Raw genomic sequence first — 12,493 nt, 5'->3', positions numbered from 1 at the left:
CGCAATGGACGACTACTTCCGCGCCTTCGAGCACCGCCGCCCGCCCGCGCCGCTGCCCTACTCGGCCACGCGAGAGGCGCTTTGGCAGTTCCTTGCCGTCGTCGCGCTGGTGGTGGGCGGCTGGTACATCGGCTGGCGCTGGCTGCATTCGCTGAACCCCGACGCCATGTGGTTCGCGCTTCCGCTGGTGCTGGCCGAAAGCGCCGCCTACATCGGCCTGATCCTCTTCGTCTACAACCTCTGGAAGGATCAGCCGGTCGAGGTGCCCGAGGCGCCCGCGCTGATCGAGGAGGTGGTGCCCGACACGCCAGAGGCCGGGCGCCCCATCGTCGTGGACATCCTCTTCGCCACCTACAACGAGGAACCCGAGCTGGTGCGCCTCGGTATCCGGGATTCGAAGAAACTCGACTACCCGCATCCCATCGACATCCGCATCCACGTGCTGGACGACGGCAAGCGGCCCGCCATGCGCGCCGTGGCCGAGGAGGAGGGCGCCGGCTACATTACGCGCGACAGCAACGAGGGTTTCAAGGCCGGCAACCTGCGCAACGCGATGGAGCGGACCTCGGGCGACTTCATCGTCATCTGCGATGCCGACACCCGCCCCTTCCCGACGCTGCTGGCCCGCACCCTGGGGTATTTCCGCGATCCAAAGATGGCCTGGGTGCAGACGCCCCAGTGGTTCTACGACCTGCCCGAGGGCGAGACGCTGACCCGTCGCTTGCGTCGCCGTGCAGGCATGGTCGGCGGTGGGCTCGGCTGGGTGGTCGAGCATCTCGTGGGCGAGATCCGCTTCGGCGCGGACCCCTTCGTGAACGACCCGCAGATGTTCTACGACGTGATCCAGCGGCGCCGGAACCGGGCCAATGCCTCGTTCTGTTGCGGCGCCGGGTCGATCCACCGCCGCGAGGCGGTGATGGAGGCGGCCCTGCGCAGCTTCGGCGACAGCGTCGAACGCCGGGTTCTGGCCGCCGAGGAGGAGATCACGCTCGAAAGCCGCGAGCGCCGGGTCGATCCCGCCCTCATGGAGGCGATCCGCAGCGAGGCGGTCGCGACCGAGGTGCTGACGCCCTACCGCTTCCACGTGTCCGAGGACATCTACACTTCCATCGTGCTGCACTCGGACCGCGAGCGCGGCTGGAAGTCCTGGCAGCATCCTTACGTCGAATCCAAGATGCTCTCGCCGCAGGACCTGCTGACCTGGTCGATCCAGCGGTTCAAGTACGCCGGCGGCAGCCTCGACATCATGGTCAACGACAACGCCATGTTCCGCCCCGGCCTGACCCTGCCGCAGCGGCTGATGTACGGCACGACCTTCTATTCCTACCTCGGCCCGATCTGGAACGTGGTCTTCCTCTTCGCGCCGGTCGTCTACCTGTTCTTCGGCATCGCGCCGGTCTCGGCCTACACCAACGACTTCTTCGTGCACGTGGTGCCCTTCCTGGTGACGCTGGAACTGGCGATGATGGTGGGGACATGGGGCATCTCGGGCTATGCCTCGAAGGCCAGCTACCTGTCGTTCTTCCCGCTCGGGCTGCGCGCCATCTGGACCGTGCTCAGCGGCAAGAAGATCTCGTTCCCGGTCACGCCCAAGGACCGCCAGTCCGGCAATTTCCTCAAGCTCGTGCGCCCGCAGCTCGGCGTGCTGATCCTCACGGCTGCGGGCATCGCCTGGGGCGTCGGCGCGCTGCTGCTGGCCGACACGCCGCATACGCTGACCGGCGTCGTGACCAACGCGCTCTGGGGGCTCAACAACTGCGCCGCCATGGCAGGGATGGTCCGGGCCGCGCTCTGGCAGCCACCACAGACACCGCAGGAGGAGGCATCCTAATGAGCTTCCGCAGAAACCTCGTCCGCGCCCGCGGGCACATCGTCTTTCTCGTGGCCCTTGTCTCGGGCCTCGCGCTCGTGCTCTGGCTGGAAACGCTGGGCGACCCGCCCCAGGCGGCCGAGCAGGTCGCCCCCGCCGAGACCGCGACCGAAACCCCGCCCGCGCAGGCCGAGACCGTGCCCGAGACCGAGACTGCAGGACCTGATATCATGGCCCCGTTCGAGGCAGTCGATCCGCTTCCGCTCGCCGTGCGCGGCCAGAGCACGACACGCGACATGCGCCACGCCCGCATCGCCTGGACCTATTTCGAGAACAACGTGAACGCCGACACGGGGCTCGCCAACTCCGTTCACGACTACCCCTCGACCACCATGTGGGAGACGGGCTCCTACATCGTCGCGGTGCTCTCGGCCGAACGGCTGGACCTGATCAACGAGGCCGAGGCCGAGGACCGCCTGACCCGGGTGCTCGACAGCCTGTCGCGGCTGCGGCTCTTCGAGGATACGCTGCCCAACAAGGCCTACCACGCCCGTACGCTGGCGCTCGTGGACTATTCCAACACCCCGTCCGAGCGGGGGCTGGGTTGGTCGGCGCTCGACATCGCGCGCGTCGTCGCGGCGCTGGGCCTGGTCGAACGCAACCACCCGGAGCTCGCCCCGCAGGTCGAGGCACTTCTGGGCGGCTGGGATCTCGACCGCATGGTGCAGGACGGCGAACTCATCGGCACCAACGTGATCGACGGCGAAACGCGCGAGAACCAGGAAGGTCGCGTCGGCTACGAGCAATATGCCGCGAAGGCCATGATGCTCTTCGGCTACGACGTCTACCGGGCCTACGAGGTCGAGGACAATCTCATGGTGCAGGAGGTCGCGGGCCAGCCGATTCCGGTAGACACGCGCCTGCACCGCGGCACTACCCCCGCCTTCGTCGTGAGCGAGCCTTACCTTTTCGACGGGATGGAATTCGGCTTCGATGCTCGCTCGCACCGCTTTGCCACCGCCATCTACCGCGCGCAGGAGGCCCGCTTCGAGGAGACCGGGGAACTGACCGCCGTCACCGAAAGCCATCTGAACGGCGCGCCCTACTTTGCCTATGCCTCGGTCTGGGGCGGGGGGGAGTCATGGGCCGTGCTGACCTTCCGGGGCGAGCGCATCGACGACCGCCGCACCGTCGCAACCAAGGCCGCCTTCGGCTGGGACGCGCTGTTCGGGACCGACTACACCGCGCGGCTGGTCGAGGCCGTGGCCGCGGTGGCGGACCCCGAGAAGGGCTTTGCCGAGGGGATCTACGAGGCGAGCGGGGAGCCCAACACCTCGACCACGGCGAACACCAACGCGGTGGTGCTGGCGGCGCTGGCCTTCAAGGCGCACGGCCCGCTCATGCGGCAGGCGGACCAATGAGAGCGGCGGCGCTGGTCTTCCTGTTGACCTTGCCCGGCGCGGCGCTGGCGCAGGCCGAACCCTGCGTCGGGGCGAACTTCGACCGCCCGCTGCCGGGGGCGAGCGCGGTCGAGCGCCGCTTCGCCGACGTGCCCACGGCGCGCTATCCCGGCATCTGGCAGGAGGGGCGCGTGGCGGGCCACGTCTACCAGCTCTCGAGCGACATCACCGGCCTGCTTGCGCCCACCCGCGAGGCGCCTGAGTGGCAGGTTGCCGTGCTCTGCGATCCCGGCGCCGGGACCTGCGAGCAGCAGCGCAGCGGCGAGGTGCCGTCAGCGGCCCTTCCCGTGGCCGAGGCGCTGGGCCGTTGCCTGCTGGGCGAAGCTGTCAGTGCTGCGGACTTCGGACCCGATCCCGCCGCCACCCTGCAGGGTCTGCCGCCCGAGGCGGGTGTGACCGGCGAGGCGCGGCTTTTCGATTCCGGGGCCGGCCTTGCCACGGCTGCCGGGGCCCTTGGTGCGCGTCGCGCGAACGTCCCCGGTGTACCTGACGCCGCTGACGCAGGCGACGGTGCGGATCGCCCCGCGGCCATCGAAACAGGGCAGGGTGGCCAGAGCGCCGCCACCGCGGACGAAGAGTTCGAGTCCCAGCTGCGCCCGGCCGAGGCCTGCGGTCTCGACGGGATCGGTCCCGGCGTTCCGCCCGTGCGCACGCTGCAGCGTCTTCTGGAGGCCGAGGGTTTCGACCCGGGTCCAATTGACGGTCTCATGGGGGCACGCACGCGCGAGGCGCTTGTCGCCGCGCTGGGCCCCGAGGCGGCGCAGCTTTCGCCGCAGGCGGCCGTAACGGCGCTCGATTCCGCGTTCTGCGAGGACTGAGGTGATGCAAGGGCTTCGCCGCACGATCTGTCTGGGGATGACGGCCTGTCTGGGCGCCACGGGCGCCTCGGCGGCGCGCAGCGACCCCTGGCTCGAGGTGCCGGGTCTGCCGCCGGGGCTCCTGCTCGCGCAGGCCGTCGAGCCCGCCCCTGTGCCCGACTGGCGCCAGCAAGCTCCCGGCGCCGGCTTCGTCGATACGGCCGACCCGGCGGTGCCCGGGGCCGAGGAACTGCTCGAGGACACGCCCAACGTCTTCGCCTGGTCTCGCTACCAGAGTGGCACTGTCGGCGGCTGGAGCTACCGGCTCTTTCCTGACGGCTCCGCGCTCGTCCTGCCGGACGATCCGCGTGCTGCCGCCGCGTTCATCCTGAAGTGTACCTCCGGCGAGGCCTGCCAGATCTCCGATGGCGAGAGCGTGGTCGAGACCGTGCCTGCTACCGGCGCGCCGCGGCCCGATCTTCCCGATCCGATCGACGGTCGCAGCCTCGCCCGCTACCTCGCCGAGTGGATTCTTGCCGGGACGGGCACGCCGCCCGTGGCCGAGGTCCCGCCACCGCCGCCCGCACCGCCCGAGGCGGCCCCGGCCGAGACGGCCGAGGCAGAGCCACCCGCGCCCGAGGCCCCCGTGGCCGAAGACGTCACCGAGACCCGGACCGCGGCCGACTGTGTCGCGCCCGATCCGACCTATCCCGATGCCTGTGCCTCTCGATCACCGAGACCTGCACAAACCGCCCGCGCCCCGGCGCCAGGGCCCGCCGCCGTGGCCGAGGCCACGGAGGACGACCGCCCGACGCTGGCCGAGCGCTACGACCTCTCCTGTTCCGTCAGCAGCGGCGCGACCCTGCGCTACAGCGACCACGACGACCAGCGGACGCGCTACGGCAAGCTGCGCGTGAGCCTTGGCTGCGGCGCTCGGCTGGGCGAGCGCATCTCGCTGCGCGTCTCGCTCGTCCACTACCCGGTGCCCGGGCAGCAGGCGCCCTGGGACCCCGATTTCACCTACGCCCTGAGCTACCGCGTCACCGACAGCCTCAGCCTCTCCTATTCCAGCTACACCGCGCGCTTCTCGGGCGAAGATGCCGATGTCGTCTCTTCGCTCATCGACGGCAGCTTGCGCGCCGCGCTGCGCCTGCCCCCGGTGAGCCTGCCGCTGGGCGAGGGGCGCGAGATGTCCTGCACGCTCGGCATTGCGCTGCCCGACCCGCGCGAGGGCTCCGCCACGCTGGGCTGCGCGGCGCCGGTAACCGACAAGCTCCGCGTGGGGCTGACCGCCTACGCCTATGCCGCGGGCGAGCAGGAATCGTGGAACCCGGATTTCACCTATACCGCCAGCTACCAGATCAACGACCGCGTGCAGGTCAGCTACGCCAACTACGGCGGCAACCGCTGGCCGTGGAACCCTTCCGAGGACGGCGGGCAGGGGCCTCTCGGCGGCAGTCTCTCGCTCTCCTACCGCCTGTCCTTCTGAGCACCCGCGCAGGCGGCAATGGATTGGCCCTCGTGGCGCGTTGCTGATAGGCTTGCGCGACCCCGCGACCCGCATCGGATCGACATGCCTTCGGACCCGCGCCAGATCACCTTTTCCACCCATTCGGCCCGCCGCATCAACGGCGAGATCGCCGACTGGATCGGCCATCGCATCGTCTCGGGTGATCTGGCCGAAGGCGAGCCCGTGCCGAAGGAGCTGGAGTTCTGCGAGCTGGCGGGCGTGTCGCGCGGCGCCTACCGCGAGGCGCTGCGCTCGATCGCGGGCAAGGGCATGCTCATCAGCCGCACGCGCACCGGCACCCGCGTCGCCCCGCGCGAGAACTGGACGCTTCTCGACCCCGACGTGGTGCGGTGGTTCTTCGCCGACGGCGCGCCACCCGACTGGTTCATCCGCTCGCTCTACGAGGTGCGCGCCATGGTCGAGCCGCCCTCGGCCGCCTTTGCCGCCACCCGCCGCACCGACGAGGACCTCGCCGCCTTCCGCGGCGCGCTGCACGACATGCGCAGCTGCGAGATGACCGAGGACAGCTGGCACCAGGCCGACGCGGGCTTTCACCGCGCGATCCTGCGGGCGTCGCACAACCCGGTGCTGATGACGCTGGAATCGGGGATCTGCGCGGCGGTGGCCTTCACCACGGCCTTCCGCTACCGCGACATGCCCAACCCGCACACGCGCAACCCCGTGGACGAACACGCCGCCGTCTTCGAGCGGATCGAGGCGGGGGATGCGGGTGGCGCGCGCCGGTTGATGGCCGAACTGATCGACACGGCGCTGCTGGATTCCTCGGGCACCACGGTCTTCGACCTCGGCCTGCCGGTGGCGCGGTAGGGGGTGCAAGACCTCCGGAGAGCGCTTTTGTGTTTCGGGGCCGTATTCGCCCGGAACAAGGGGCGTCAGCCCCGCCGGGCGAGCGCCGGACCGTCCCCGCGGTCTGGCGCTTTGCCGGTGCCGGGCAGCGATCGAAGGTTATCCGGACATGGCTGGCATAAAGTGCCTGCCCCAGAGGTTGCAGCGCCAAACCACGGTCCGGCGGCCGCCCGGCTGAACACCCGGTTTTCGAGGGCCTGACACGACACACGGTGCGCGGCTGAGATGCGCGGCGGGGCTTCAAACGCCCCGCCTTACCCCTTCACACCCGACGAGATCATCACCGCCTCGGTCACCTTTTTCTGGAAGATCAGGTAGGCGATCACCACCGGCGCCGCGGCCAGCAGGGCGACCGACATGATCCGCGCGTAGGCCACGCCGAAGGCGTCGTTGACCTGCGTGATGCCCACCGGGATCGTCATCATGTCCTCGGTCGTGACCACCAGGAAGGGCCAGAAGAACTGGTTCCAGGTCATGATGAAGGTGATGATCCCCAGCGCCGTGGTGATGCCCCAGTTGAGCGGCAGGTAGACCTTGAAGAGCAGCGTGTAATCCCCGCCGCCGTCCAGCACCACGGCCTCCTTCATCTCCTTGGGGACCGCGTCGAAGAACTGCTTGTAGACGATGATGACCACCGGAACGATGAGCTGAGGCAGGATGATGCCCGCCCAGCTGTTGATGAAGCCCATGTCGTTCATGAGGATGAACTGCGATACCACCAGCGCCTGCGTGGGCACCATGAAGCTTGCCAGCACCACGCCGTAAAGCAGCCGCCGCCCCGGGAACCGCATCTGCGAGATGGCGTAGGCGCACATCATGCCCGTCACCAGCACCACCGCGGTGGTGATGACCGCGGTGGCGATCGAGTTGATGTACCAGTTGATGAGCTGCGTGTTGAACAGCGCGTCCACGTAGGACGACAGGTTCAGCTCGTCCGGCCAGAGCCCCGCGCTTTCGGAGACCACGCGGGATTCCGTGCGGATCGACGTGACGAAGGCCCAGTAGATGGGAAAGATCCAGATCGCGCCGGCCACCAGCGTGATGGCCGTCAGGACCGTGTTCTCGATCTTGCGGGTCGTGGTCATTTGTTCTTACCCCCGATGCGCAGAAGCTGGAACTGCAGGACGGACACCACCATGATGACGAGGAACAGCACCAGCGCCACGGCCGAGGCATAGCCGCCGTTGTTGAGCTGGAAGGCCTCGCGGTAGACCATCAGCAGCAGCACGTAGCTGGAGTTGAAGGGCCCGCCCTCGGACAGCAGGTAGACCTGGTCGAAAAGCTTGAGCTGCAGGATGAGCTGGAGCGTCAGCACCAGCGCCGTCACGGGCCACAGCAGCGGCCATGTCACGCGCTTGAACTGCTGCCACTTGGTCGCGCCGTCCAGCGCCGAGGCCTCGTAGAGCTCGGAGGGGATGTTGCGCAGCCCGGCGAGGAAAAGCAGCACGTTGAAGCCGTTGGTCCACCAGATCGTCACCACGGCGATCGTGGGCATGACCCAGTTGGGGTTCTTGAAGACGGGCACCGGCTTGCCGGTGAAAAAGGCGATGGCGGGCTGCAGGATGCCGAACTGGAAGTCGAGCATCCAGGCCCAGATCTGCGTCACCACCGAGACCGGCAGCACGTAGGGCATGAAGAACAGCACCAGTGCCAGCGCCTGCATGCGGCCCGAAAGCCGGTTCACGAGCGTCGCTATCAGCAGCGCCAGCGCCGTGGTCGGGATCACCGTCAGCAGTACGAAATAGCCGTTGTTCTTGAGCGAGGTGTAGAACAGCCGGTCGGTCAGGAGTTCGCGGTAGTTGGCCCAGCCCACCCACTCGCCCTCGCCGATCAGCGGGGCATTGGTAAAGCTCATCCGGATCACCTCGAAGGTCGGATAGGCAAAGACCAGCGAGAAGATCGCCACGAAGGGCAGGATGAGGGAATAGGCGACAAGCTTGTGCCTGCGTCTGTCGCGTATCATCGCCATGGGCGGCCTCGGTCGTTCGGAATGGGTGCCCCCGGCACGAAGGCCGGGGACGGGAGGATGCGTGCTGCGCGGCTCAGTTCATCGCGCGGGACAGCTCGCCCTTGATCTGCTCCACCGCCTCTTCGGGCGACATGTAGCCGTGGATCGCCGGGGCGATGATGTTCACCGCGGCGTCATAGGCGGGCGAGGCGACGCCGGCGATCTCGGACCGGGGATCGTAGCTCGCGTTGTCGGCCAGCGACGAATAGGTCGCGTTCGGCTCCATCTCCTGGAACTCGGCGCTCTCGGCGACGGGCTTGTAGGCGGGGATGTGGCCCGCACCGGCCCAGTCCAGCGAATGCTCGTTCATCCAGCCGATCACGGTCATCACCGCCTCGCGCTTCTCGGCGTCCATCTCGCCGTCGCCCTGCACCGGAATGGCAAAGGCGTGGCTGTCGGCCCAGGTGGTCTGCTCGTCCATGAGCTGCGGCACTTCGACCGCGCCCCATTCGAAGCCGAGCTCGCCGCTTTCGGCGAGGTCGATCATCGTGGGCACTTCCCAGACGCCGTTCATGTGGAAGCCCGACTTGCCCGAGGTGAAGAGCGCAACCGACGCCTCGTAGAGCGCCTGCTCGGGCTGCCAGCCTTCCTCGAACCACTTTGTCATGGTGGCGATGGCGGTTTCGGCCTTTTCCACGCTGTCGCCCGGCAGGACCTCGCCATCTTCCGAGATCAGCTCGCCGCCCTGCTGCTGCAGGAGCGTGTAGAAGACCCGGTAGACGCCGCCGTCATCGCCCGTCGCGTAAGAGACCGGCGCGCTCGACCCGTTTTCCTGCACGGCCGCCAGCGCCGCCTCGAAATCCTCGAGGCTCTCGATGCCGGTCAGTTCGCCATTGTCATCGAGGAAGTCGGTCCCCTCGAGCAGCGACTTGTTGTAGTAGAGCACGATGGAGTGGATATCGAAGGGTACCGCGTAGAGCGTGCCGTCCGGCCCCTTCGCGGCGTTCAGCGAGCTTTCGAAGAAATCGCCCTCGCTCAGGCCCGCGGCCTCCATGTCCTCGGCGGTGATCGGCGTCAGCACGCCTTCCTCGAGGCCCAGCGGCAGGCGCGACAGGTGATAGGTCATCACGTCGGGGCCCTGTCCCACGGCGGCGGCGGTGCGCACCTTGGTGTAGAAGGGCACGCCCCATTCCAGCGTCGTGCCCTCGATCTGGATGTCGGGGTGTTCCTCGTTGAACTCCTCGATCAGCGCCTTCATCCGCACGCCGTCGCCACCGGCGAGGAAGTCCCACCATGTGACCGTCTGCTGCGCCATGGCGGGGCCGGCCACCAGGGCTGCCACCGATGCCGCAAGGAAATGTCTCGTCTTCATGTTTCTCTCCTCCGCTGTTTGCGGGGTCCGGCGCGGCCTCCTTACCGCGTGATCCCGTCCCCGGTTTGCGCCCCTCGCGGGGCTATCTCACCCGCACGCCGTCCGGCGTGAAGGCAAACACGTTCTCCGGCACCGCGCCGAGGCGGACGGTCTGTCCCGTCAGCCGCTCGCGCACGCCGCGCCGTTCGAAGACGATGTCGCCGCCGCCCGAGGGCGGGGTCGAATGCACGTAGGAATTGCCGCCAAGCTCTTCGCTCATCTCCACCTGCGCGGTGAAACCGCCGCTTTCGACGGGGCCAAGATGCTCGGGGCGCACGCCCACCACAAGGTCGGTGCCCTCGCCGGGAGCGGCGCCCTCGACGCGCACCTCCAGCTCGCCGTCCTCGACCGCGACGGCCATGCCGCCCTCGGTCCGGCGCGTGACCCGGCCCTGCAGGAAATTCATCGCCGGCGACCCGATGAAGCCCGCCACGAAGCGGTTGTCGGGATCGTCGTAAAGCGTCAGCGGCGTGCCCGCCTGCTGCACCACGCCGCCGCGCAGAACGAAGATGTCGTCGGCCAGCGTCATCGCCTCGACCTGGTCGTGGGTGACGTAGATCATCGTCGCGCCGATCTGCTTGTGCAGACGGGTAAGCTCCAGCCGCATCTGCACCCGAAGCTCCGCGTCGAGGTTCGACAGCGGCTCGTCGAACAGGAACACCTCCGGCTCGCGCACGATGGCCCGGCCGATGGCGACCCGCTGGCGCTGCCCGCCCGACAGGGCCGAGGGCTTCTTGTCGAGGTGATCGGTCAGCTGCAGGATCTCGGCCGCCTCGTGCACCTTGCGCTTGGCCTCGCTTTTGGAGGCACGCGCCAGCCGTAGCGAAAAGGCCATGTTCTCGAACACGCTCAGGTGCGGGTAGAGCGCGTAGCTCTGGAACACCATGGCCACCCCGCGCTTGGCGGGTTCCTCGTTGGTCACGTCCCGCCCGCCGATCTCGATCACGCCGCCGGAGGTGTCCTCCAGCCCCGCGATCATCCGCAGAAGCGTGGACTTGCCGCAGCCCGAGGGGCCGACGAAGACGCCGAATTCACCCTTCGGCACCTCCAGCGACACGTCCTTGATGACGTCCACCGCGCCGAAGGCCTTGCGCACGTTCTTCAGGGTCACGCCGGACATGGCTCACACCCTCAGCCGGACGACGTGGTAGGAGAGCGGCGGCAGGCTGCCGCCCAGCACCCCGTCCTCCACGCCAAGCCCGCTGCCCTGCGCCATGGCGATGTCCTCGCGCCCCGGCCCGTTGGTGGCACGCAGATCGTGGCCCGCCATGGTCTTGTGGAACTCGATCGTGGCGCCCGCAAAACCCGTCAGCTCGAACCGCAGGTCCGCGGGTTCGCTCAGGTGCCGGTTCACGAGGAACAGCGTCAGCGCTCCGCCCGCGTCGTCGTGCACCGCCGAGGCATCGAGGTAGTTCACGTCATCGGCCACGTGGCAGTCGTAGGTCGGCCCGTCCACCGCCACGCGCAGCGCCTTCCCGCGCCCGTAAAGCGACGCCATCTGGTAAGGCCAGTAGATCGTCTGCCGCCAGGCCGGGCCGCCGCGTTCGGCGCGGATCGGCGCGATCACGTTCACCAGCTGCGCGATGCAGGCGATCTTCACCCGGTCCGACCGGCGGATGAACTCGTTGAGCAGGCTCGCGACGAACAGCGCGTCCTCGAAGTTGTAGTTCTCTTCCAGCAGGTCCGGCGCCTCGGGCCAGTCCCAGGAATGCCAGCGGCGGCTGTCTTCCTCGCGGATGTGGTACCAGACGTTCCATTCGTCGAAGCAGATGTGGACGTCGTTCTTGGCCCGCTTCTTGGCCTTCACGAAGTCGATCACCCCCGCGATGGACTGGATGTAGCGGCCCGTCTCCTCGACCTTGCCGAAGAAGTTCAGCGTGTCGTTCGAGGAATTGCCGAAATACTTGTGCAGCGAGATGTAGTGCACGTTCTCGTAGCACTCTTCCAGCACCTCGCGTTCCCAGTCGGGGTAGGTGGGCATCTCGTCGTTGGAGGACCCGCAGACGATCAGCTCGGCATCCGGTGTCAGCGCCTTCAGCGCCTTGGCGGTCTCGTCGGCGAGGCGGCCGTATTCCTTGGCCTCCTTGTGGCCGATCTGCCAGGGGCCGTCCATCTCGTTGCCGAGGCACCACATCTTCACGTCGTAGGGGTTTTCCACCCCGTGGCTGCGGCGCAGGTCCGACCAGTAGGTGCCCGAGGGGTGGTTCACGTACTCGACGAAATCGCGGGCCTCCTCCAGTCCGCGCGACCCGAGGTTCACCGCCAGCATCATCTCGATGTCGACGTCCTGCGCCCAGACTGCGAATTCGTTGATGCCGACCTGGTTGGTCTCCTTCGACCGCCAGGCAAGGTCCAGCCGCACGGGCCGGTCCTCTTTCGGGCCGATGCCGTCCTCCCAGCGGTAGGCCGACACGAAGTTGCCGCCCGGATAGCGGATCGCGGGGATCTGAAGATCGCGAACCATGGCTGCCACGTCCCGGCGAAAGCCGTGGGCGTCGGCCTCGGGGTGGCCCGGTTCGTAGATGCCCGAGTAGATCGCCCGGCCCATGTGCTCGATGAAAGCCGAGTAAAGCCGGTTGTCGATCCGCGCCACATCGATGTCGCGATGCACGGCCGCTCTGACGCGCATGGTGTCCCTCCCTTATTTGTAGGACAAATACAGCGCCAGATTCATCTCTTGTCAATAAGTA

Annotated in this window: 10 protein-coding genes; 5 read left to right on the top strand and 5 right to left on the bottom strand. The window is 67.9% G+C overall.

Annotation, left to right across the window (positions count from 1 at the left end; translation table 11 throughout):
• The first annotated feature begins 4 nt into the window (after positions 1-4).
• From C8N44_RS04300 to C8N44_RS04280, 5 genes are all read left to right on the top strand, one after another.
• Positions 5-1,831, top strand: coding sequence for a glycosyltransferase family 2 protein (locus C8N44_RS04300; RefSeq protein ID WP_107974942.1), 1,827 nt, complete (start codon positions 5-7; stop codon positions 1,829-1,831).
• Complete coding sequence (locus C8N44_RS04295) at positions 1,831-3,231, top strand: DUF3131 domain-containing protein (protein WP_107974941.1); 1,401 nt, start codon at positions 1,831-1,833, stop codon at positions 3,229-3,231. The genes C8N44_RS04300 and C8N44_RS04295 overlap by 1 nt, the downstream gene beginning before the upstream one ends.
• A complete protein-coding gene (locus C8N44_RS23635; RefSeq protein ID WP_107974940.1) occupies positions 3,228-4,088 on the top strand; it encodes a peptidoglycan-binding domain-containing protein in 861 nt (286 codons plus the stop codon). The genes C8N44_RS04295 and C8N44_RS23635 overlap by 4 nt, the downstream gene beginning before the upstream one ends.
• 4 nt (positions 4,089-4,092) lie before the next feature.
• The gene (locus tag C8N44_RS04285) at positions 4,093-5,556 is read left to right on the top strand and encodes a hypothetical protein (protein ID WP_107974939.1); all 1,464 of its coding nucleotides are present in this window, start codon (positions 4,093-4,095) and stop codon (positions 5,554-5,556) included.
• 84 nt (positions 5,557-5,640) lie between these two features.
• On the top strand, positions 5,641-6,405 hold the full coding sequence (locus tag C8N44_RS04280; RefSeq protein ID WP_158273999.1) for a FadR/GntR family transcriptional regulator: 765 nt from the start codon (positions 5,641-5,643) through the stop codon (positions 6,403-6,405).
• 293 nt (positions 6,406-6,698) lie between these two features.
• Here C8N44_RS04280 and C8N44_RS04275 read toward each other — a convergent pair whose 3' ends face one another.
• The 5 genes from C8N44_RS04275 to arfA form a co-directional block, all read right to left on the bottom strand.
• Complete coding sequence (locus C8N44_RS04275) at positions 6,699-7,529, bottom strand: carbohydrate ABC transporter permease (protein WP_107974937.1); 831 nt, start codon at positions 7,527-7,529, stop codon at positions 6,699-6,701.
• Complete coding sequence (locus C8N44_RS04270) at positions 7,526-8,413, bottom strand: carbohydrate ABC transporter permease (RefSeq protein ID WP_107974936.1); 888 nt, start codon at positions 8,411-8,413, stop codon at positions 7,526-7,528. Before C8N44_RS04270 ends, C8N44_RS04275 begins: the two co-directional genes overlap by 4 nt.
• A gap of 73 nt (positions 8,414-8,486) precedes the next feature.
• On the bottom strand, positions 8,487-9,764 hold the full coding sequence (locus C8N44_RS04265) for an extracellular solute-binding protein (protein WP_107974935.1): 1,278 nt from the start codon (positions 9,762-9,764) through the stop codon (positions 8,487-8,489).
• A gap of 82 nt (positions 9,765-9,846) precedes the next feature.
• Complete coding sequence (locus C8N44_RS04260; RefSeq protein WP_107974934.1) at positions 9,847-10,923, bottom strand: ABC transporter ATP-binding protein; 1,077 nt, start codon at positions 10,921-10,923, stop codon at positions 9,847-9,849.
• Between the two features lie 3 nt (positions 10,924-10,926).
• Positions 10,927-12,432, bottom strand: a complete 1,506-nt coding sequence (arfA, locus tag C8N44_RS04255; protein WP_107974933.1) for an arabinosylfuranosidase ArfA — start codon at positions 12,430-12,432, stop codon at positions 10,927-10,929.
• Between the last annotated feature and the right edge of the window lie 61 nt (positions 12,433-12,493).

It is taken from the genome of Allosediminivita pacifica (assembly GCF_003054175.1).
GTDB classification, from domain to species: Bacteria; Pseudomonadota; Alphaproteobacteria; order Rhodobacterales; family Rhodobacteraceae; genus Allosediminivita; species Allosediminivita pacifica.
The sequence above is the reverse complement of the archived record's forward strand: the minus strand, read 5'-3'. Positions and strand labels throughout refer to the sequence as shown.